This is a genomic window from Humisphaera borealis, from assembly GCF_015169395.1.
Taxonomy (GTDB): domain Bacteria; phylum Planctomycetota; class Phycisphaerae; order Tepidisphaerales; family Tepidisphaeraceae; genus Humisphaera; species Humisphaera borealis.
Genome location: NZ_CP063458.1, coordinates 3,000,563 through 3,023,429, shown reverse-complemented (window position 1 = coordinate 3,023,429; position 22,867 = coordinate 3,000,563). Strand labels below are relative to the sequence as shown.

The 22,867-nt window shown below is 64.3% G+C and carries 13 protein-coding genes and 1 pseudogene; 5 read left to right on the top strand and 9 right to left on the bottom strand.

The features are described 5' to 3' along the window. Positions 1-279 precede the first annotated feature (279 nt). The 3 genes from IPV69_RS11210 to IPV69_RS11200 form a co-directional block, all read right to left on the bottom strand. Positions 280-567: a hypothetical protein gene (locus IPV69_RS11210; protein WP_206295195.1), complete on the bottom strand. Its 288-nt coding sequence runs from the start codon at positions 565-567 to the stop codon at positions 280-282. Between the two features lie 74 nt (positions 568-641). Further along, on the bottom strand, positions 642-3,065 hold the full coding sequence (locus IPV69_RS11205) for a peptidoglycan D,D-transpeptidase FtsI family protein (protein ID WP_206295194.1): 2,424 nt from the start codon (positions 3,063-3,065) through the stop codon (positions 642-644). A 390-nt stretch (positions 3,066-3,455) separates the two neighbouring features. Next, positions 3,456-5,441 carry a glycosyltransferase gene (locus IPV69_RS11200; RefSeq protein WP_206295193.1) on the bottom strand — a complete coding sequence of 662 codons (1,986 nt, stop codon included), beginning with the start codon at positions 5,439-5,441 and terminating at the stop codon, positions 3,456-3,458. A 250-nt stretch (positions 5,442-5,691) separates the two neighbouring features. Here IPV69_RS11200 and scpB point away from each other — a divergent pair, with 250 nt between their 5' ends. Beyond that, on the top strand, positions 5,692-6,678 hold the full coding sequence (gene scpB, locus IPV69_RS11195) for an SMC-Scp complex subunit ScpB (RefSeq protein ID WP_206295192.1): 987 nt from the start codon (positions 5,692-5,694) through the stop codon (positions 6,676-6,678). A gap of 111 nt (positions 6,679-6,789) precedes the next feature. Here the strand turns inward: scpB and gyrA are convergent, their stop codons facing one another. After that, entirely contained in the window at positions 6,790-9,513 is a 2,724-nt protein-coding gene (gene gyrA / locus IPV69_RS11190) for a DNA gyrase subunit A (protein WP_206295191.1), read from the bottom strand. Between the two features lie 416 nt (positions 9,514-9,929). Here gyrA and IPV69_RS11185 point away from each other — a divergent pair, with 416 nt between their 5' ends. After that, the gene (locus IPV69_RS11185) at positions 9,930-10,517 is read left to right on the top strand and encodes a hypothetical protein (protein ID WP_206295190.1); all 588 of its coding nucleotides are present in this window, start codon (positions 9,930-9,932) and stop codon (positions 10,515-10,517) included. A gap of 94 nt (positions 10,518-10,611) precedes the next feature. Here the strand turns inward: IPV69_RS11185 and IPV69_RS11180 are convergent. Together IPV69_RS11180 and IPV69_RS11175 are read right to left on the bottom strand one after the other, a co-directional pair. Beyond that, positions 10,612-11,453: pseudogene (locus IPV69_RS11180) on the bottom strand (IS5 family transposase). A gap of 86 nt (positions 11,454-11,539) precedes the next feature. Then, positions 11,540-12,022, bottom strand: coding sequence for an FKBP-type peptidyl-prolyl cis-trans isomerase (locus tag IPV69_RS11175; protein WP_206295189.1), 483 nt, complete (start codon positions 12,020-12,022; stop codon positions 11,540-11,542). A 193-nt stretch (positions 12,023-12,215) separates the two neighbouring features. Between IPV69_RS11175 and IPV69_RS11170 the strand changes: the two genes are divergently transcribed. The 3 genes from IPV69_RS11170 to IPV69_RS11160 all read left to right on the top strand — a co-directional run bounded on the left by IPV69_RS11170 (position 12,216) and on the right by IPV69_RS11160 (position 15,784). Continuing rightward, positions 12,216-13,517 carry an MgtC/SapB family protein gene (locus IPV69_RS11170; RefSeq protein WP_206295188.1) on the top strand — a complete coding sequence of 434 codons (1,302 nt, stop codon included), beginning with the start codon at positions 12,216-12,218 and terminating at the stop codon, positions 13,515-13,517. Between the two features lie 335 nt (positions 13,518-13,852). Further along, positions 13,853-14,407: a TlpA family protein disulfide reductase gene (locus IPV69_RS11165; RefSeq protein ID WP_206295187.1), complete on the top strand. Its 555-nt coding sequence runs from the start codon at positions 13,853-13,855 to the stop codon at positions 14,405-14,407. A 153-nt stretch (positions 14,408-14,560) separates the two neighbouring features. Beyond that, positions 14,561-15,784: an esterase/lipase family protein gene (locus tag IPV69_RS11160; protein WP_206295186.1), complete on the top strand. Its 1,224-nt coding sequence runs from the start codon at positions 14,561-14,563 to the stop codon at positions 15,782-15,784. 112 nt (positions 15,785-15,896) lie between these two features. Here the strand turns inward: IPV69_RS11160 and IPV69_RS11155 are convergent, their stop codons facing one another. The 3 genes from IPV69_RS11155 to IPV69_RS11145 form a co-directional block, all read right to left on the bottom strand. Continuing rightward, entirely contained in the window at positions 15,897-17,921 is a 2,025-nt protein-coding gene (locus IPV69_RS11155) for an FAD-dependent oxidoreductase (protein ID WP_206295185.1), read from the bottom strand. Between the two features lie 44 nt (positions 17,922-17,965). Next, positions 17,966-22,033: a DUF4159 domain-containing protein gene (locus IPV69_RS11150; protein ID WP_206295184.1), complete on the bottom strand. Its 4,068-nt coding sequence runs from the start codon at positions 22,031-22,033 to the stop codon at positions 17,966-17,968. A 205-nt stretch (positions 22,034-22,238) separates the two neighbouring features. After that, a complete protein-coding gene (locus IPV69_RS11145; protein ID WP_206295183.1) occupies positions 22,239-22,844 on the bottom strand; it encodes a hypothetical protein in 606 nt (201 codons plus the stop codon). Between the last annotated feature and the right edge of the window lie 23 nt (positions 22,845-22,867).

Genomic DNA, 22,867 nt, shown 5'->3' with positions numbered 1-22,867 from the left:
AGGCTACCCTTTGATGATGTCGATGTGTCCGTTACTGACATTCTGCCAACTGCTCGGCCTCACGTCCCACGCACGCCTGTATGAATTCCAGACGCGTTGCGCTGGGACGAGAACCCGGTTCTCGAAGTTGACCTGAACGTTCGTAACACTATAGGGATTGTTCGGCTTCGCGGCCGGTCGTCGAAAAACGCGCGTGCCGTCGTTGGAGAGCAATCCGCCGTCGCTGGTACCTCGGTAACCGCTTCCCACGAACCTCCTTCCTAGTCGGTCGACCAGACGCTATTCGGTGAGTTCCCAATCCGCTTCCTTGGAAGTTCGGCGAGCCACCTTCCCTAAGGGAAGCTGCGCCGCACCGGCCACGGATGGATCGATGCGAAGAATGGTGTCAAGCCGCACGAGCTGCATCTTGGCCATGTCATAATCACCGTTCCCACAATGAAATTGCCATAGACTTCCGCCCTCCTCGTCGTCTTCATGACTGACTTCGAGAACTGGGAGACCGTCCGTCGTCACGTATGTGGAGGTAACTACTATGGTATCGTCAGGAATGCCAAAGTTTCGATTCATGTGTCCCATTCGCCGCCGCGAGCTACGCGTTGAGTTGGCAACCTTCAGGACTAGCGCTCGTCAGCCAACACCCGTTACCGGCGTGGGGTGATATCCGTCAGCAGTTCGGCCGCCGGCGTCGCCTGGGCGCGGGGGAGTTCCGGGCCGGACTTGAGGTATCCCATCTCGACGCAGGCGGTGAGGGTTTCGCGGGCGACGGCCGCTGCCGCCAGGCCGCCGCTGCCGCCGTACTCGACCATCACCGCGAACGCGATCTGCGGCTTGTCGGCCGGGGCGAAGCCGATGTACCAGGCGTGGGCGAGGTCGCGGCCTTCCTTGCCGCTGCCGCGGTACCAGGGCGCGATCGGGTTGGGGTTCTGAAGGGTGCCGGGTTCGAGGATGTCGAACTTCGGCCGGCCGCGCTCGTCGCGGAGGATGTCGCCGGTCTTGGGATCGCGCTGCCGGACCGTGAATTTGGGTGCCTGGGCGGTGCCGGTTTTGCCGCAGATGCGGATGCCCGCCAGCTTGTCGGCGTTTTTGACGACGCCTTTGCCGGTGCCCGCCGGGCCGTAGACCACCCGCTGCATGCCGTCGCGCACCGCCAGCAGGGCGGCGGGGTCCAGGTGCAGGTCGTAGACTTCCGGCCAGTCGGCCGAGACGACGGGCTGGCCGTCTTCGCCCAGGGCCTGCGGAGCGGCTTTCAGCGGGGGCAGCGCGATTTTCAGGCGGTCGGTCTCGTCGGCGGCGATCAATCGCGGGCGCATCCAGACACCGCCCCGCGCCACCGTCGCGACCATGTTGGCCATCTGGATCGGCGTCGCGCTGACGGGGTCCTGGCCGATGCCGCTGAACCAGGTCTTGTAGCGGCGGTCCATCGTCGGGCCGTCGTACGAGCGTGGCAACCGGCCGCGGGCCTCGGGAATGCCAATACCCGTCGGCCGGCCGAAGCCGAACCGCTCGTACCACTGGCTGAGGCCTTCCATGCCCAGGCGGTCGGCGAGGGTTTCGAAGTAGGGGTTGCAGCTTCGTTCCAGGGCGTCGCTGAAGGTGAGCCAGCCCGTCGGGTGTGGGGCGCTCGGCGGGATGGGGTGATGTGCCACGCTGGGGACGCGCGGGTCGTTCTCGAACTTGCTCGCGACCCAGCACCGCCCGACCCGCCGCTTGACGCCGTCGATCACCAGGTAGCCGGTGCACTCGATGCCCTGCTCGGTGTTGATGACGCCCGACGTGATCGCCGAGAGCCCGACGGCCGGCTTGATGGTTGACCCCGGCTGGAGCTGTGCCTGGGTTGCCCGGTTGAGAAGGGGGCTGTTGATCTCGTCGGCGTAGAGCTTGCTGTAGAGCGCGTCGAACGCGTTCAGGTCGTACGTCGGATAGGACGCCAGCGCGAGCACTTCGCCGGTCTGCACGTGAAGCACCACCGCCGCACCATGCAGCATGAGGTCGGCGGCGTTGCCTTCGGCGTCGTAGACCTTGGCGGAAGGGAAGATCGATTCGATCCGCGACTGCAATTCGATATCGATGGTGACTTTGACATCACCGCCGGCGACGGGGTCGAGGCGCGACAGTTCCTGGTCTTTGCCCGGTACGCGAACGACCTTGCCCTTGGTGCCGCGCAGCGCCGGCTCCAGCAGCCCCTCGAGGCCGCTGCGGCCGATCTGGTCATTGGGGAAGTACTTTCGCGTCTCGTCTTCGGACGTGTCGGCGACGAGGTCTTCGCGATTGACGCGGGTCACGCGACCCATGAGGTGGCACGCGGCTTGACCGAATGGATAGCTGCGGTGCGTACTGGCCTTGAGTTCCATGCCCGGGTAGCTGTCGCGATGCTTGCCGAGGTAGTTTTGAATATCCACCGGCACGGCACGCAGGATGACATGGGCTTCGGTTTGCTCGGCGACGACGACGGCGTACTTTTCGATGTCCTTGTTGTCGCCGGCGAGACCTTCGAGGAGCCATTGCCGCCAGAACGCTTCGGTTTCGCGGCGCTGATCGTCTTTCTCCATCGCCAGCCTGTAGTTGTGCATCTTCACCAGGCGCTGGCGCATCTCGACGCGGGTGATGATCGCCGAGCGAACTTCCTCGATCTCCTCGGGGCGCTGGGAGGACATCTGGGCGAAGTCGGCCCACATGCGGGTGATGTCGGCTTTGACGAGTTCGGACTCGGCGGCGATCAACTGGCGTCGCTCGGCGCGGGGCTTGGAGGTGTAACCTTCGCCGAGCTTGGATTTGAGCCGGTTCTCCGACTTTTCGGCCAGCCACTTGGCCTCGGGCGGGTCGGTCATGGCGCGGTAATCGACACAGACATCGACGCAGGGCGTGTCCGATGCAATCACGCGATCAAGCCGGTCGCGGATCTTCCCACGGACAGTATCGATGAGCTGCGACCGCTTCATCGTCTCGGCGGCTTTATCGTTCCAATACGCGTTCTGGACGATCTGCACCTGGCTGGCGCGGACGATCAGCAGCAACGTAATCAGCGCCAGAATGGCCAGGACAATCTTGAGGCGTCGTTCGAACATCGGGCGTCCTCCGGACGATGGGGCAGGCGATCATCCATGATCGCGTTGCAGCGGGGGTTCGTCGAAGGTGGAGAGCATACCGCAGAGGCGGTGCCGCTGTCGCGTGTGGGGTAACCGTTGCGGGGTGGGATGCGACGTAGGTAACGAGTACCACCGATCTCGAAGGCTGGCCGCTGGAAGTCCGATTTCAACACGAAGGCACGAAGGGTACGAAGGGCACGAAGGGCACGAAGAAGAGGCAGAAATGAAGCAGTTTTCGACGGTTGCCGGCTGTCTTCCTTCCCCGACGCTTCTTCGTGGCCTTCGTGCCCTTCATGCCTTCGTGATGAAGTCGGATTCTTGTGGATCCAATGTGCACAGCAAGTTGATTGTCGAAGCAGCGTCACTGCGTCACGAGTGCGGCGGGATCAGCGTGTCGTCCGGGTTGCTGTCGGTGCGCTGGATCTTTTTGTCAGGCCCCGCTGAGGGGGCGGCGTGTTTGCGATCGGGGGGCTTACCGCCGACGTCGGACGCCATCGCGGGTGTCGCCAGCAGCAGCGAGGCCGCCGCGGCACCGGTGATCAGCTTGCCGGCCTTGCTGGTGAACGACGCGGCGGGCGACGATTCCACCGGCGATGGCGCGGCCGATGCCGACGCCGCGCCGTACCTGGCCTTGCGAATCTTCAGGCTATTCTTCTCGTGAATGCGGTAGACCACGTTGCGGACGTCGTCGTCGCGGAAGAACTTGGCGCCGGTCTGATAGAGCCGATACCAGAGCTGATAGTCGTCGGCACCCAGGCCGACGGCGCGTTCGTTGTAGTTGCCGGCTTTGATCGCCGCCGACGTGCGCATGAGCACCGACGAATGCGGCAACTGGTTGAGGTCGGAGTTGCGGCTGGCGAACATCGTCTGGATCGGCTTGTTCGGCCACCAGCGGGCGGAAAACTGGTCGTTTTCGAGGCTGGTCAGCAGGCAGCCGTAGACGTCGGCCTGCTGGCTGTCCAGCATCGCGATCGCGCGTTCGAGATACGTTGGCAGTAACTGGTCGTCGTAATCGAGCGGCTTGTAGAACTCGGTGTCGCACTGCGCGACGGCCTGGCGGTGTAGCCAGCTGCAGTGGGTGATGTCGGGTTCTTCGCCGGTGCAGATGAGCGGCAGGTCGTAACGGGCGGCGAGCTGCTCGCCGTACTCCCAGGGGCCGTCGACCAGCAGCACGGTTTTGAAGTTGCGGTAAGTCTGCGAAGCCAGGCTGCTGGCGGCCTGGTCGAGGTGGTCAATGCGCATTCCCTTATGGATGCGCAAACCGACAGTCACCCGAGGTGCGGCGCTCTGCAGCGACGTGTGGGTGAGCTTTGCGAGCACGTCGCCGTAAACATCCTGATAGGTGGCGGCGGTGGAGAGCGACTGGGCGGAGGTTAGGGCGTCGCCGGCTTTGAGCTTCGCGGCGCGTTCGATGGCGGCGAGGCACTTCTTCGCGAGCTTCCTGGGGTCTTCGTTCCAGTCGATGACGCAGCCGTTGACGCCTTCGGTGATGAACTCGGTCACGCCGCAGTCGCGGGTGACAACGACCGGCACACCGCACGACAGCGCCTCGGCCGCCGTCAGCAGGAAGCCTTCGCGTCGGCTGTTGCCGAGCAGGACGTGGCAGCCGCGGAGGCGCTCCTGGTAGTTGAACGGGTCGAAATCGAGCGGGCGAAGGTCGAGCTGATGGCGGACCTTCAGCTTGTCGCAGAGGGCCAGGAACTTCTCCATCGCTTCGGTCTGCACCCGGCGGGTGTACGGGTGACCGCCGGTGATGGCACCGGTGAAGCAGCGGACGACGATCCGCGGATCGAGCTTCATCAGGTAGGGCAGGGAGAAGAGCCCTTTTTGTTCGAGCGGACGGCCCATCCAGGCGACGACGATGCGATTTTTGCCTTGGCGGCCTTTGACGCGGGCGAACTCGGTGACGGGCGGCGGCAGCACGCCGGCGACCTCATGCCCGCCGTCGGCAATCCAGGGTTGGAAGCGTTTCAGCACCTGCTGCGAAACGCCGGCGACGCGCCAGCCCCGGGCATCGCCGTAGGCCCGGTTGATGAACCGCCAGCCTTCGTCATCCCAGGAGTGCAGCAGAAGCGAGGTCGGCCGGTCGGGGAGGCCGGCGAGGTTGCCGTAGCTCAAAACGTAACACGAAGGGTCGTCGATCGGCTTGGTCGTGATGGTTTTGCAGGTAAATCCAGCTTTGACAGCGGGTTCCAGCAGCGGCATGTCGTCGGCCTGCACGTACAGGCTGGTCCGCTCTCGAACCCAGTCGGGCAGGGCGCGGATCATCCGCAGCACGGCGATCTGCGCGCCGCCGAGCGCGAGGTTATGGCTGATGAAGCAGGGAGCGATCTGAGGTACCAAACCTGCACGCATGGTTGGCATTCCTGAAGGACGATTACACCGAGTATCCCAATGGAAGTCCGGAAGGGGATAACCCTGATGGATGATACATCGGACGGGCTCGGAAGTTGAGTCGTTTTCGTGACCGGGCGACGCGAAAATTTACCCGCAAAAACGCCAACCCTTTCTCTCGCAACCCTTTCCGGACCCATGTAGACTACCGAGCGCTTCGACGCCGGTGGAACCGGGCCAGGCGAAGCATTATTGGCCGGTCCGGGTTCGCATGGCCGATGACCTTCCGATGACGCGGCGATTTGCCGCCGATTTCGGAGACGTCAACATGCTCATGCGATTGGTCCGGGACGAACCGGATGTGGAACTCGACGAAGTTCGCGCCGACGGCGCCGAAAACGAACCCAGCGTGCTCAGCGACCTGAAGCGTCAGGCCGCGACAGCAACGACGGGCTCAAACGGGCGGCGATCGCGCAAGGCAAGGATGCCCATGAGCAGCAAAACGCAGGTCATTGCAGTGCCCGAGTTTGGCTTATCCGAAGGGGAACCTGGAGACGACCGGGAAACCCAGGTGTCATCCTCCGGCGATGCGGTCGTCGAAGACTCGACGCGATCCACCGACCTCGACGCCACCGACGCCGTTGCCGCTGTGACTTCCTCCGACGACATGACCGACGGCGTCATTCCACCGCAGGAAAACCCCGAGGCCGACGACAGCGACTCGGCCGGCGGCGACGTTGACGTTTCCATGGCGACGCTCGAAGCGTTGCTCATGAGCACGCATCACCCGCTGACGCCGGCCCGGTTGAACGAGATCATGGGCGCCGGCTCCATCCGCGCCATCCGCAACGCCGTCCAGGCACTCAACGAATCGTACGAACAGTCCGGCCGATCGTTCCGCATCGAGCAGGTGGCGGGGGGCTACCAGATCCTGACCCTGCCCGAGCACGGAGAAGCCCTGCGGCGGCTCCACCAGAAGGAAGCCGACGCCAAGCTCACCAAGGCGGCGCTCGAGACGCTCTCCATCATCGCGTACAAGCAGCCGATCCTGCGGGCCGATGTCGAAGCGATCCGCGGCGTGGCGTGCGGCGAGACGATCCGCAGCCTGATGGAAAAGCACCTGGTCAAGATCGCCGGCCGCGCCGAAGAACCCGGCCGACCGATTCTGTACGGCACCACCAAGCGGTTCCTGGAGTTGTTCGGACTGAACAGCTTGAAAGACCTGCCCAAGCCGGAAGAGTTCAAACCGCAGGGTTGAACGTCGATGGGGGAAAGAACGCGCTCCGCTTTGCGTCGCGGCTAACCGAGTGTTTCCACACCGTTAGCCGCGACGCAAAGCGGAGCGCGTTTTCTCGTCCACGGTTACAGATCATGCCTCGGGATCGACCGGATCGATTGCTTCACCGGGTTCGTCGGGAGGTGTCTGGTTCGGTGCGGTCGTATCCGTCGCCGTACCGTCCGTCGCGGCGTCAGTCACGGGCGTTTCACCCGTTGCACTTTCCTCGGCGGCCTCGCTCGGATCGACCTTCGCCATCGCGACCAGCCGATCCCCTTCGTCGACCTTTATGAGCCGTACACCTTGTGCGTTGCGGCCGGTCTCCCGGACCTCGGCGACGCGGGTCCGCATCAGGATGCCCTTCTGGGTGATGAAGATGACCTCGTCGGTGTCGTTGACGAGCTTGATCGACACGACGTCGCCGTTGCGCTCGGAGGTGTCGATGTTAATCACGCCGCGCGTGCCGCGACCCTTGACCGGGTAGTCTTCCAGCGGGGTTCGCTTGCCGTAACCGTTGGCGGTTGCGGTCAGCATCTTGCACTGGCGCTGGTCGTCGCCGACGACGATCATCGCGATGACTTCGTCGTTCTCGCGCTTGAAGCGGGCACCCGTCACACCGCCGGCCGTTCGGCCCATGGAGCGAATGTCTTCTTCGCTGAACCGGATCGCCAACCCCGACTTGGTGCCGAGGATGACGTCGTCCTTGCCGTTGGTGATCTGCACGCCGACCAGCTCGTCGCTGCCGGTGGCATTCTCGCCTTCGGTGCCTTCGTCGAGGCTGATCGCGATGATGCCGTTGTTGCGGATGTTGGCGAACGCCGAGAGCGGCGTCTTTTTCACGACGCCGCGGCAGGTGGCGAACAGCAGGAACTGTTCTTCCTTGCTCAGGTCCTTCACCGCCAGCGTGTTGGCCAGCTTCTCGCCGGGCTGGAACTCCAGCAGCTGCGCGACGCTGCGGCCCATGCTCGTGCGGCTGCCCTGCGGCACGTTGTAGACCTTGCGCTCGTACACCCGGCCCTTGTTGGTAAAGAAGAGCAGGTGGTCGTGCGTGTTGGCGACGAAGAGCTGCTCGACGAAGTCGCCTTCGCGCGATTCGGTCCCGCGAATGCCCCGTCCGCCGCGGCCCTGGGCGCGGTAGGTCGTCGCCGGCAGACGCTTGATGTAACCCTCGTGCGAGACGGTCACGATCATGTCTTCCTGGGCGATCAGGTCTTCCATGTTCATGTCGGTCGCAGCGCCTTCGATCTTGGTGCGCCGCTCGTCGCCGTACTTCTCCTTCAGCATGACCGTGTCGGCGCGGATGATCGCCATCACCTCGCGCTCGTCGCCGAGGATCTTGAGGTAGCCTTCGATCTCGTCCATCAGCGTGCGGTATTCATCGACAAGGCGTTCGATTTCCAGCCCGACGAGCTGGATGAGCTGCAGCGCACCGATCGCCTTGGCCTGGGCATCCGACAGCAACACACCACGATCGGCCGCGCGGTCGAGCAGCTTCTGCGGAATGCGGGGCGCGAACGGGTGGTCGGCGGAAATCCGGAACGCCCGCTCCTTCAACTTCTGGATTGCCTCGTCGCGCGTCTTGCTGCTGCGGATCAGCTTGATGACTTCGTCAATGTCGCAGACGGCAAAGATCTTGCCTTCCAGGATATGGGCCGCCTGCTGCGCCCGGCGGAGCAGGAACTTGGTCCGCCGGGTGATGACCACCTTGCGGTGCTCGATGAAGTGGAAGATGAGCTCCTTGAGCCCCATCGTCCTCGGCTGGCGGTTCACCAGCGCGATGTTGATCATGCTTACGGTGATCTGACACGGCGTGTGCTTGTAGAGCTGGTTGATCACCACCTGCGGGTCAGCGTCGCGCTTCAGATCGACCACAATCCGCACCTTGTGCTCGCGACCGGAGTGGTCGTTGCAGTCGGAAACGTCGTTAATCACGCCGTCTTTCACGTTCGACGCGATCGATTCCATGATCGTCTTGCGGATGATCCCGTAGGGCAGCTCCGAGATGACGACGATCGGCCGCTGCCCCTTGCCCTGCTCTTCGACCTCCACTTTCGCACGCAACGTGACCTTGCCGCGGCCGCTGCGGTAGCCGTCGATGATGCCGTCGCGGCCGCAGATGATGCCGCCGGTCGGGAAGTCCGGACCGGGGACGACTTCCATCAACTCGGCGAGGGTGACGTCGGGATTATCGATGACCTTGACGATCGCGTCGCAGATCTCGCTGGGGTTGTGCGGCAGCAGGTTGCATGCCATGCCGACGGCGATGCCGGTGGAGCCGTTGACCAGCAGGTTCGGGAACTTGCTGGGGAAGACGGTCGGCTCTTCGCGCGTTTCGTCGTAGTTGGAGATGAAGTCGACCGTGTCGTACTCCATGTCCGCCATGAGCTCCATGGCGACGCCGGTCATGCGGGCTTCGGTGTAACGCATGGCGGCCGGGGGGTCGCCGTCGGTGCTGCCGAAGTTCCCTTGTCCGTCGATGAGCGTGGACCGCAGCGTCCAGTCCTGTGCCAGGCGGACGAGCGTGGGGTAGATGACCGCTTCGCCGTGGGGGTGGTAGTTACCCGAGGTATCGCCGGCGATCTTGGCGCACTTACGGTGTTTGGCGCGGGGTCCGAGGCCCAGGTCGTTCATCGCGACCAGGATGCGGCGCTGGGACGGCTTGAGCCCGTCACGGACGTCGGGCAGCGCCCGGTCCATGATGGTGCTCATGGCGTAGGTCAGGTAGCTGTCCTGGAGCTCCTGCTCGATCCGCAAATCCTCAATGCGCTCCGGCTGCGGGGCGGCATTGGCGTCCGTCGGGGGGGTGGTTTCTGCCATAGGAAATCAGTCGAAAATCAGTCCCGCCGGCACCTCGAATTGCCGCTGTGGGGAGTCCGGAAATTGTACCAAATTTCGCAGGACAACCGAAGGGGTCGCGACAGTTTCCCGCGAGCAATCCGGAAATGCGATCGGAGTGGTTTTGGGTGCGGAGTGGACGGCGCGTGAGACGGTCAGATCCACCGTACGTCGCGCGCCGAAGCCCACCCCTTCGGGGATGGCGCTAAAAGGGCGAGAAGAGAGATTTCCGACGTTCGTCGTTCGACGTCGGACGTCCGATCTTCGATGGTCGCTTGCCCCGATGTTCCCTGGCCCCGGTGTTCCCTTGCTCCGGGTCACCGCGCGGATTACGCTGAGCCCGCCGCGTCGAACGCGGACTGGATCGAGGATCTCCACCGCCTTTTTCAAACCAACACATGCCGACAAGACACCGCTCGCCCGCCGGGACCGCTCTGCTTCTGGCCTGCTCCTTCGCTCTTGCGGGCGTGAGCGGCTGCAAGGACAAACCCGCCGCCGGCCCGGCCACTGCGCCCGCTGCCGCTGCTTCGATGGCGACCGCCGAACTCAATGGCGTGTCGTTCCAGTACCCTGCGGATTGGAAGATCACCAAGACGCCGGACGGAAGTGGGGTAAACGTCACCGCCGCCCGCGACGGCGACTGGGAGCCCAACGTGTTTCTACGAATCCAGTCAACCCAAGGGGAAAAGGCGATCGACGAGGAACTCGCCGAAAACGCGGCCCTTCTGGCCGCTTCGAAGGACGACTACAAGCTCCGCAACAGCGGCGTTGTCGACCATCCGGCGGGCTTCAAATACACCCGCATCGAATACAACAACAGCGTCAGTGTCAGCGAGGGGAATGTTCCCGTCCAGCAATGGTCGATCCTGATACCCCTCAAGAAGGGATCGCGTCTACAGGTGCAGGTCGCGGCCGACGCCACCGTCTGGAGCAAGCACCAGCCCACGTTCGAGAAGATTGTGGATTCGATCAAGTTGCCGAAATGAGATTCCGTAAGGTCCGCCTTGGCGGACGCGGAAGCCGAGGGAATCGAGGATGGAAGATCGAGGGTAGTCCGAGCGTCCGCCAAGGCGGACCCTACTAGGCTCTGTCTAATGGACCCAGAATCCTCAAGTATTTCAGCATGATTCCGAGTTTTACGAAGCCAAGGAAGCTTAGTCCGAGCTTTTCGTACCGGGTGGCCAGTCTCCGGCACTCTTTCAACCAGCCCACGGCCTGCTCGATGCGGGATCGTTTCCGGTAGGTTTTCTTGTCGAAACGTTCGCCTATGGGGCGTTTCTGGTTGCTCTTTCGCGGGATGACCGGCTCGATGCCGCAGTCTTTGAGGAACTCGCGAGTTGATTCGTAGCTGTATCCCTTGTCGCCTGCCAGTTGATCGGGCCAGCCGATCCGACGAGGTCTGCGGACACTGTGGATCAGGTTGTGGAGTTGCGTCGATTCGTGCGTCTGACCGGCCGTGAGGGTGGCTCCGAGGATAAGGCCCTTGCCGTCAGTAACCAGGTGGAGTTTCGATCCCCATCCGCCGCGGCTGCGGCCCAAATGGTGGTCGTCGGGTTCGAGGGTGTCGAGCGGGTGCTTTTTTTGCGAGCACCGGCCGCGGCCCGGCCGGCGCGGATGTTCGTGCCGTCGACCAGCCACAGGTCCCAGTCGATCTTGCCGGCCTTGTCCAGTCGGATCTGAAGGGCCTTGAGGATCTTGTCGAAGGTGCCGTCGCGACGCCAGCGGTTGAAGCGTTGGTTGACCGTTCCGAACTTGCCGTAGCGTTCGGGCAGGTCACGCCAAGGAGCGCCCGAGCGGAGAATCCAGAGCATGCCGTTGAGGACGGTGCGATGATTGAGCCACTTGCCGCCGCGAGCCTGCCTGGGAAACAGGTCCTTGAGAAGGGCCCATTGATCGTCCGTGATTTCGTAGCGAGCCATCAGAACCTCCGTGTGGAGGCAGCATGGCATGCAATAATAGAAAGCGCAATTCCTAACGAGCGCCGAACTTGGCATCCATTAGACAGAGCCTAGTGATGATGCCCGCCCGGGCCGTGCGCATGGCCGTGGGCCAGTTCGTCCTGCGACGCTTCGCGAACGCTCACCACTTTCACATCGAACACCAGCGTCTTGCCGGCCAGTTCGTGGTTGGCGTCAATCGTCACTTCGTCGCCTTCGACGGCGACGACCGTCACCACGCGCGGCCCTTGCTGGGTGTTGGCCTGGAACTGCATGCCCGGCTTGATGTCGGCGATGCCCTTGAACGCCTGCCGCGACACCGGGGCGACCAGGTCCTCCCGACGAATGCCGTAGGCGTCTTCCGGGGCGACGGTGGCCTTGAACGCGTCGCCGACGCTCTTGCCTTCCATCTGGCTTTCGAGCCCGGGAATGATGCCGCCGGCCCCGTGCAGGTAGCTCAATGGCTCGCCGCCCTGCGAGGAATCGAGGACCGCACCCTGCGTATCGGTCAGGGTGTAGTCGAAACTGACGACGGTGTTTTTGGCGACGAGCATGGCGTTCTCCGGTGTTTCCGGGTGGTTTTCGAAACGGGAGCCCCGCGACCGGGTCGCAGGTTCTTCGGTCAATCCTGCGAACCGTGCAGGGTTTGACCGATCCGGCGGTAATGTAGCGGCGTGCCGAGGGTCCGAACAGGCATGATCCGCCGGAAAACCTGATCGCTCCGAATCGCGTACATTTGTTGCATTCATGGAACTCTCCACCGCGCTGACCAAGCTCGGCATCGCACTGGGACTCGGCCTGCTCGTCGGGCTCGAGCGCGAGCGCGCCGCCTCGGCAACCGCCGGCATTCGCACGTTCGCCCTGATCGCGCTGGCCGGTGCCGTGTGCGGGCTGACGTCGCCGGTGGCCGGCGGCTGGGTCATCGCGGCGGGCGCAATCGGCGTGGCGGCGCTGCTGGCGGTGGGGCACTGGACCGAAGCCCGGTTCAGCGACAAGGAACTGGGGCTGACGACCGAGGTCGCCGGGCTGGCGGTCTTTGCGATCGCCGCTTACATCGCCGTCGGATACACCGCGCTGGGGGTGGTGGCCGGCGGTGCCACGGCGCTGCTGCTGCACTGGAAAGAGCCGCTGCACGCGTTCGTCAAGCGCATCGGCCCGACCGATATCACCGCCATCATGCGCTTCGTGCTGATCGCGCTGGTGGTCCTGCCGGTGCTTCCGGACAGGACCTACGGCCCGCTGGCGGTACTGAACCCAAAACAGATTTGGCTCGTCGTCGTGCTCATCGTGGCGATCAGCCTGGGTGGCTATGTCGCCTTCAAGATGTTCGGTGGCAGGGCCGGAACCCTGCTGGGTGGCCTGCTCGGCGGGCTGATCTCAAGCACCGCCACCACGGTGAGCTACGCACGTCGATCGCGCGATGCCGACCGAAACGCGCCCGGTGCCGGCAGCCTCATCGGGCTCGCCACACTCGTCATCATCATTGCGTCGGCGGTGTCGATGTTCCGCGTCGTCGGCGAAGTCGTCGTCGTCGCGCCGAAGGTCGCGCCCGCGATCGCTCCGCCGCTGGCGACACTGGCCTTGGTCATGCTCGGTATCGCCGGGATCTTCTTCTGGCGGCATCGGGCCGACCCGGTGGACCTGCCCGAACCGAACAACCCCGCCGAGCTTAAAGCCGCGTTGCTGTTCGCATTGCTGTACGCGGCGGTACTGCTGGCGGTCGCTGCGGCCAAAAACTACTTCGGTGATCAGGCGCTTTATGGCGTTGCGGTGTTTTCGGGACTGACCGATATGGACGCCATCACCCTCTCGACCGCCGGCCTGGTCAACGAAGGGCGGATCGCGACGGAAACCGGCTGGCGGGTCATCCTGATCGCGGCGATGTCGAACCTGGCGTTCAAGGCGGGTGCGGTGCTGTTTTTGGGGAGCCGGGTACTGGCCTGGCGGGTTGGACTGCTGTTCGGCATCAGCTCGGCGGTGGGAATCGCCATCCTGCTGCTTTGGCCGGCCTGGCTGTCGCAATGGTTCATGAAGCTGGCCGGCGCGTGACCCTCTTCGCCGACGCACCAACCGCGTTTGTGCGGCGGGGGTGCAGGTTGGAAACCCGCATCACAATGCCGTTCAACTAAACCGCGGGCAAGGCGTTTCACTTATAGGATGACCGTCTTGCACCGGCGGAGAGACGCCGTCAAACCACGGAAAATGATTAATTTCCGATTGTTGCTTGGGCCGCCGTTGCGACTTTTGGCACTTATAGGATTCTTTAGTTTGCTCACTACCCGACAGGCGAACCTGGCGGAATAATTGCCGTTCGGCTTGGGTTACGCCCACCGGACTTTCGGCCGCGGACTCGCCGCTGCCAACTTACCTCTCGCGGAGACAATATGTCCTCATTCTTTTCTCGTCGTGGCTTTATCGGTTCGACCCTGGCCCTCGTGGCTGCGGCCGGCGTGACGGCTTCGTTCCTCCCCTCGTCCGTTTCGGCGGCGGAGAACGACACCAAGAGTCTGGTGGGCAAGGCCGCTCCCGACTTCGATCTCAAGACGGTTGATGGCAAGTCGGCCAAGCTGTCGGATCAGAAGGGCAAGGTTGTGCTGATCGACTTCTGGGCGACCTGGTGCCCCCCGTGCGTGAAGTCGCTTCCGCACGTGAACGAACTGGCCGGCAAGAAGGCGCTGACTGAAAAGGGCCTGGTCGTCTACGCGGTGAACGCCCGCGAGAAGGCCCCGACGGTCGAGAAGTTCATCGACAGCAAGGGCCTGAAGAACCTGACCATCCCGATGGACGCCCAGGGCGCGACGATGGGCGCGTACCTCGTGCAGGGTATCCCGACGACGGTTGTTGTCGGCCGTGACGGCAAGGTCAGCAACGTGTTCGTCGGTTCCGGCAACGATGCCAACATCGACGCCGCCGTCGAGAAGGCGCTGGCTGCGAAGTAAGCAGCACGCGAACGAAGTTGAGCCGGCACAGGTCGTGTGCCGATGAATGCAACCAACGAAGCGCCACGGGCGGCGAGCATTGCCGCCCGTGGCGATCTTGCGCCGTGACCAACGATGGCCGCAATCCGATGTCAGTCAGGGAAGGTGCGTTGTATGAAGCGTCTTCTGAAATCTGTCGTACTGGGTGTACTGTCGTGTGGATCGCTGGCATTGCCGGCGCGCGCGGAAGTGAAGGAGCGGGTCATTCCGCTGAACGACGGACAGGTGTCGGTCGAGCAGCTGGTCAGCACGCTCGGAAAAGACCTGGGTGCCCCGGCGATCCCGTTACCGTTCAGCACGATCGATCTCCGGGGCGACAACGCGACCCGGTTCTGCCGTCAACTGACCGATGCCCTGGCACCCGGTTGCCGCGCGGTTGTCGAAGGCGGGGCACTGTGTGTTCGCGTTGACCGATCCGCCATTCCCGGCGATGCCTGGGCGATGCGTCGAACGACGAGGCTCTTGCTCACCGGTAACGCCGCGACGCCCAAGAGCGACCGTCATGGCCTGCTTATCCCGGCGCAGTACGACCCGGCCAAGCCACTGGTCGTCCTCATCCACGGTCTGGACAGCGACAATCACATGTGGGGGACGATGGTCAAACTGCTGCAACAGGAAGGCTATCAGGTCGGTTCTTTTGCCTATCCCGATGACGGGCCGATCGCCGAGTCGGGGATGCTGCTTGCCGACGGTCTGGCCGACTGGCGCATGCAGTACCCGGCCGCCAAACCGGTGTCGATCATCGCGCACAGCATGGGCGGTCTGGTTGCCCGTCACTATGTCGAGGGCGTCGGCTATCGCGGCGGAGTGGAGCGACTGATCATGCTCGGCACGCCGAACCACGGTTCCACCTGGACCGGCTGGCGCTGGGCGACCGAATGGAACTCGCAGTACAAGGTGTGCCAGCGCGACGGCAACTGGACCTGGTCGAAGCTCACTGAGGACGGCAACGGAGAAGCGGCAACCGATCTGCAGCCGGGATCGGCGCTGCTGACGTCGCTGAACGCGCAGCCGAGGCGCAAGGGGGTTCAGTACACCATCGTCGCGGGCAACCGCAGCGCGGTGCGGGAAGTCGGCGCTGACTGGGTGGCCTGCACGGCCGACTGGATGCCGAAGAACGTCTGGGGATTGCGACAGGCGCAGCAGAGCCTGGTCGCCAAGGCCGAAGAGCTTCATAAGACCGCGGCCGAGTGCGACGGGCCGGTGACGATCGAGAGCGCCAAGCTGGATGGGGTGGCCGACTTTGTCGTCGTCACCGCCGACCACACGGGCCTGGCGTGCGGGCAACCGCCGGCGGCGTGGGACATCATCCGCGAGCGGTTGAAGGCAAAGGAGTAATGCCTGGTGCTATCAGGTCGCCGGTACGCCGGTGATCCATGCCGGTTGGAGCCATGCGCCGCACGGGTCTCGGAGTACCGCGACCCGTGGCACCTGCATCGCCTGTCCCGAATCACTCCGGCCGTTTGTCCTTCCTGAGGGGAATCGCTTCAAAATCGATCGCCGAGAAGATCGCCCGAACGGCTTCGCCACGGCTTGCCGGGCGGGCGGGGAACTCTTTCACCTTCAAGTAGGCCTTGGCGCGGTCCGTCGCGGCTTTCCAGGCGTCGTCGGTGATGGGTTGGTTGGGCGAGAACATCACGCTGTCGGGGTCGGCCTCCCAGATTCCGGACTGCGTGAGAAGTGTCGCCGATTCGAAGGCGGGATCACCGACGGGCAGGTCGTGGTACGGCCAGAGGAGGACGCCCGGGTGTTTCGATCCGTCCGCGAGGGACTTTTGAAGCCGTCGTACCATTTTGCCGTCGGCGGAGAGCTGCCGCGGTTGGATGTTTTCCGCCAGGCAGAGCGAGGCGACGGCTCCACTGGCCTGGCCGCAGAGCATCATCTGCCCGTGCAGCCGCAGGGCGCTGCTGACGATGCTGCTGTATCCGATGTTCTTGGAGGCACCGAGCAGGCCGTCGCGTTCGACGGGTATAAGCCCGCGCAGCGGGAAAACGCCGCGGTCGGTGTGTGTGCTCCAGTTGCGGGTCGCGGTGTGGATGGTCGCCCAGGGCCCGGCGGCGTCGTCGTTCAGGAACTGTCGGCGGGTCGGGTGGAAGTCGATGTTGAACTGAAAGCCGAAGACGCCGTCGGCGGGCATGAACTTCGCCCAGCGCGGCTCCTCGTGCGGCGTTCGAAGATCCTGCTCGCGGAGCATCGTCATCGCTTCAAGACGCAGCCCCTCGCGGATGTAGGGCTTGGGCGGGAGCCGGTCCGGCGTCCCGAATTCATCGGTCAACTTCAGCCTCGCGAAACGCGGCTCGATCGTCTGCAGGTGGTGCAGCATTCCCAGCGCGTGCCGCTTGGCGTCTTCGAACACGATCTGCCGCTGGCTTGGGCTCAGGTCGACGATGTTCTTCAGCGAAGCGCCCTTTTCCGTTGCCTCCAGCAGGTCACAGACCGGTTTCGGCCAGACGTCCAGCGGATAGTCCTGCACCGGCCAATTGAAGAAGAGGCATTCCCTGGCATACGGCAGGCCGCGATGGACGGCATCAACGACGCGGCGATGGGTGTAGACGTTGACCGGCGGCGAGTAGGGCCCGGCCTCGTGCTTCGTGTCGGCAAAGGCCGGCACGTTCATGAACAAGGTCTTCTTCGGCCAGCCCACACCGGTGAACTGGGCTTTTGTTTCCCGGCTGACGCCGAAGTACCGCCGAACATCAAAACCCGGCGGCTTCGGAACGATCTGCGACGGATCGTCCTGATCGCCTTTGCCGCGCACGACGACGCAGTAGGTCAGCGGGTTCATTTCCCGCCGGTTCGATTCATCGATCGTCGTCGGCGCACTCGGCTCGTTGAATCGCGACCTGGGGTCGGGTCCGGCACTGTACTTCGCGCCGCTCAGGCGGATGACGTCGCCCCAGTCGCTGGCGTCGATGGTCAGCCGGGCCGTCACTTGAAGCTTCTGCTCGCCCCGGGCAAATGTAACGCTGGCCAGACGGCTGCCTTCGAGCCCGGTGGCGACGGGCGTGTAGCCGCGCTCGATGCGCAGTCGGCCGGATTTGATTTCGGGTTCAACCAGTGCGTCGAAGATTTTGGCGGCAGCGGCCGGTTCGATTGTCAGGCGGGCACAGAAGCTGTTGGCCGGCTCGGCGGTGCCGTAGGTGTCGCGGTTGAACTTCTGGATCGCTTGGACGACTTCGAGAAACAGGCCGGAACGGGGGAAGTCGACGCGTTTGCCGTTGACGGTGGTCCACTCGTCAACATTGCCCACGCCTTCGGCGCTGAATTGTCCGCCGAGCCAGTCGATGTCATTGACCAGCACGACCTTCTTCACCCCCAGCCGCGACGCCTGCACCGCCGCCGCGACGGCGGATTCATTCCCGCCGACGACGAGAAGGTCGGCCTCGATGACGCGCGTTGCATCGGCGGCGGACGCGGGGGTGGTGGCGCGGACGAGCAGGACGGCAACAAACAGTCGTCGTAGAAGGGTGGTCATGGAATATCCCCGTCCTCCGGAGAACCGGAGGAAGGCGTTTTGTCTCACTTCGCCGCCGCCGTGGGGGCTGCGGGCTTGGTTGTCGGCCGGGCGATCGGCTTGGTAGCCGGTGCCGTGGCGGGCATGGTCGCCGCGGGTTTGGGCGGCGGGGGGACGAACTGGATCACGGTGTTCGCCACCAGTTCCCGCGCCGTCGCCGGGGTGTAGCCGGCGATGCCCCAGTGATTCATGCCGGCGACACCGGTCATGATGTCGCCGCGGCAGACGATGATCGCCGGCCGGGCAGGCGGCGGTGCGGGGGGTACGACGACGACCGGCTTTGTCGCCGCTGGGTTCGTCGCGGGCTTCGTGGTGGCGACAGCGACTACGGGCTTTGTCGCCGGTGCCGGCTTGACGGCCGGCTTGGTGGCCGGGGCCGCCGGCTCGCCCGCAAGCCACTTGGCCGCCACCGCCGGACCCGGTTCCGGTTCCGCCGTCGGTTCGGCCGGGGCCGAAGCCTTCGGCGCGACAGGTGCGACGGCGACCGGCGCGGCGGGTGCCGTCGCCGGCTTGGTCGCCGGTACTGCTGGTGTTGCCGGTGCTGCCGCGGGTGAAGTGGCGGGCGTCGCCGGGGCATCCGGCGATGCGGTGACTGCCGCATCGGCCGCGACATTGTCTGACTTCGGCGGTTCGCCGCCGATGAAGAGTGCATTCAGCGTGATGCGGTCATTGCGCTCGTTCCGGAACAGGCGGAGCGGCTTGCCGTCGGCGGCGTCGTACCCGCGATAGAGCCCTTCCCCGGTCACGATCGCGTTTTCGGCCATCGGCTTAAGGTCGCTCGACGTCACCTTCAGCCCGGCCAGCACGGTTTCCATGCGGTCGAGTGCCGCGGAGCTGCCGGCCAGCGCGTCGACCCAGAGCGTTCCACCCGCGTCCACCCACTTGCGCAAGGCTTCGCCTTGCTCGGTGGTGAGCGTGGTGTTGGCGGTCACGGTCAGGAAGGCAACCTTGACCGAGGTGCCGACGATCGCCTCGGGCAGCATGTCGGCGACATCCAGATCGACATCGTTCTTGTTCGCCAGGAATGCCTTGAGCTGCGACATGGTGATCGCCTCGGCCTCGGGTTCGCCGGTCTTGATTCGGGCGACGGGGATCTTCGTTTTCGGCGCCGCGTTCTTCTGCGTCAGATAGTTGGTGACGATCCGCGGGCGGGCGGGGTCTTTGCCGGCGGCGTAGAGGTAGACGTTCATCAGGAAGGTGAAAGCGTCGCGCTCCTTGGTGCTGTTGGCCTGCAGGTCGTGGCTGAGATCGCGTTCGACGACGACCACCTTCGGCCGGGTCGCCGTGCCGTAGATATTCGTGGGTGTCGGGGTCTTGATCTTGCCGTTGAGCGAGAAGTAGGGGTGGTTGTTGTCCGTGACCCGCTTAGGTTCGACGCCGGGAACGATTGCCGCCGCAAGCGCCTTCATCGATCCGACGGCGGCGGTGAGGTTGCGGCCTTCGGGCGCGCAGACCAGCGTGCCGCCGGCGTCCACGTACTCCTGAAGACGCTTGATCTGGTCGGCCGGCAACTTGAACGCCTTGTCGGTTGCCAGGTACAGCACCGGGCTTTCGATCAGTTCATAGACCGACTGGTCGAGGTCGGCGATCTGCCAATTGGTCGGCACTTCGAGCTGCCGGCTGATGTCCTGGACGAAGTTGTAGAGGTCGTTCGGACGGTTGTTCCAGGCGTTGACCTTGGCTAGGTCCTTGGCGGTGAGCTTTTTCTTCGCTTCGGTCTTGCCGGGTGTGATGCCGGCGGTGGGGTCGAACCGCACCTTGCAGATCGCCAGCGGGCCGCGGGCGCGCGACAGGTACAGCAACGCGAAACTGGTCGAAACGTGCTGCCCCTTGGGGCCTTTCCAGGTGCCGTCGGGCTGCTGGGCGCTGAGCAGGCGTGCGGTGACCTCGCGGAACCAGTCGATGTTGTTAAACGTGCGGAACCCCGTCGCCTGGCCGACGTTCTGGATCGTCCACATGTAGTAGTAAAAGTCCTGGTCGCCGTCGAGTTCGTCGAGGCTGAAGTGTCGGTCGAGCCAGTCGATGCCCGCGAGCAACTGCGGAGACAACGTCTGGCCGACATCCACCCGCTTGGGGCCGTAGAGGAACATCTCGGCGATGTGCAGCGACAACACGCCGCCGGCGGTCATCGGGGCCGAGACACGGTTGGCGAACGCGTTGAGGTTGGCGCCTTTCTGAAGTGCCGAGGTGCTGACGACCATCCAGGCGCCTTCTTCAGGAGCGCCGGCCGGTCGCTGGGCCAGTCGCCAGTAGTTGTCCACCTTCTGCCAGGTGGTCATGGGGATGTCGATTCCGGCCTGATCGGCGGCCCAGAGGCCCAGGACGGCGTACTGGCCGTTGGCGTTGTCGCCGTAGTCATTCGAGCGGACGCCGACGTTGCGGGCTTCCCAGTTTCCCTGGCCGGTCATGGTGTCGATGAGCCAGGCGGCATCGCGCTTGAGCCAGGGGTCCATGCCCTGGTAGCGCAGGTTCGACAGGAACATCAGCCGCATGGCGCGGTCGTAGGTGTTGGGGCTGTCATAGCACTGCACCCAACCGATGCGCCGCTGGAACCAGGATTCCTTGAAAGGCTCGTTGCAACTGAGCATCGCCCAGCTCGTCAGCGCGGCCTGGCCGGGCAAGGTGAAGTCGGAATACCAGTAGTTGCTCGGCAGGCGCTTGGCGATGTACGAGCACCAGTTGAGGTCGACATCGGGCTGGCGGAAACGTTCCAACGCCGGGATGGCGCGGGCGACGGCTGCGTCGATCAGCTCGAGTGTGACGTCCTGCGGCATGACCGGCTGCGTTGTGCTCGGCCGCGACGCCGGCTCGGCCCGGTGCCGGCCCGATGCCGGTTCCCAGTTCGCCGCCTGCTTGTCCGCCGGTAGCAGGCCGGCCACTTCGGGCCTATCCATCTTGTCGGCGGCAATGGGCTTGGGAACGCGGTTATTCTCGATGCCGTAGACGATGGTGAAAAGCGCTTCGGGAACCTGCCGCCATTTGCCGCCGCCGTTGATCCAGCCGGTGCTCATGGTCGGGCCCTGGCCGGGCGAGCGGAAGCCTTTGAGCGTTTGCCCCTTGGCGGCGGCGTCGCGGGCGGCGCGTTCGCTGGCGGCCGCCGCCGATCGCAGCTTGGCCGCGACGCGCTTCAGCTCGGCGTCGTCATACTTGCCCATGAAGCCGTTGAAGTAGGCGGCGTTCAGGAACGAGATCAGGTCGGCGGCGCGGATCGGGTTTCGGCTGGCGGCGTCGGAGACCGCGTCGGTGATCAGGTTGAGCGCGTTCTTGTCCCCCTGGGCCACCATCGCGTAGAGCAGTTCGCCCCGGTACTGCCGGACGAGCCAGTTCATCCAGATGACCTTGTAGTTGTATACATGGTTCTCCTGGCTCATCGTGCTTTTGAACTTGCCTTCGAGCGTCTTGGCCTCCGCGTACATTGCCTCGGCCTTCTTCCGCGTGACCCCATCCATGTACTGGAATGATTCCGGCGCATCGACCCGGCGTTTGAACGGCGGAAAGCCGATGCTCAGCGCGCACGAATCGATCAACTGCCGGTACCGCTTGCCGACTTCGGGAGGGTCATACGCATACCACTCCTTCAGTTCGATCTCGATGTCGTCGGGGATCATCGGCGCCAGTGCCAGAAGCTCGGCGGTGAACGGCTCCGGTGCCGTCAGCAGCGCCCGGTTCACCACGTCCATCAGGTGATAGCGGATGTAAACATCCTTCAGCGCGTCGCCGGTCAGCTTCTGCTTCATCGCCGACAGCACCTTTGCGGCATCGGAAAGGGGCAGGAGCGCGACTGCCCGGTGCGGGCGGACGAGGGTGATCTGAAGCTTGGTGTCGGGGACGAATCGCTCGTTGGCCTCGGCGATCAGGGCCGCGACAGCGCTTTCGACCGTCGGCGGTGCGACCGTTTTGGCAACCGGCCGGGTGGCGGGCTTGGCGGCCGGGGCGGCCGGTACCGCGGGCTTGGCGGGCGTTGCCTGCCCGGACGCCGGATTAGTCGCGAACGCGGCGACCAGCGCCGAAATGGCCAGAAGACTGCAGGCGCAGTAAAGCGCCGACCTAGCTTGGATGCCGCCTGAGCGCATCTGAAACCTCCTGGAAACCCGACAGCGAGTTGAATGGCGACCCAGTAACACCAGATGTGACGGCCGCGACCTACAGCTACCCAACCGACGCCTCGGTGTTTAGGGAGTCATCTTACCTAGGGGGGCCGTGGCCAGTCCACGAAGAATCGAGGCTGGGCACTATTTGCAGTCGTCTACGACAACGAGGGTACAGACGCAGTATGGATCAGGGCTCGTCGGGCACCGGCTCATCCGCCGGGGCGTTCTTGATCGACGCGACCACGTCGCGGAAGACCCGGCGGTCGGACGCCGTGGTCGCCCCGCCCGGCGATTCCAGTTCCACCAGGAGCACCAGGCGCCGGTCCGTCACCAGCACCGCGTACTGGTGCGACGTCGTGCTGCTCCACCCGGCCCCCTGGCGCTGCTTGACGACCGATACCGCCAGGCCCGGCTGACCGGCGACCGTGATCGGCGTCGCAATGCTGTTTTCACCGTCGATCCCGTGAAACGTGTCGAGGTACGAGTCCGGCGTAACGTCGTAACTCAGAAACTGCTGCGTCACGTCCAGCACCCGACCGCCGACCGGATCATTCGCCTGCAGGCTCGGCACGGGGGGAAGGACGGTGACCCACTTCCGCTTGAGCGTCCACCCCTGCGGCGGCGAAACCCAATACCGTCCGATCCCGACGGCAGGTCCCAGCTTGACCGCTTCGGCCGCATTCCGCGCGTTGCTGACCAGCGCTGCCATGGCGAGCGTCAGGCCGAAGATACCAACCATCACAACCTGCATGAGGATGCGCCGCCGCTGGGTATAGACGTATGGGTTGGGCATACCGCTTCCAATGATACCGATCG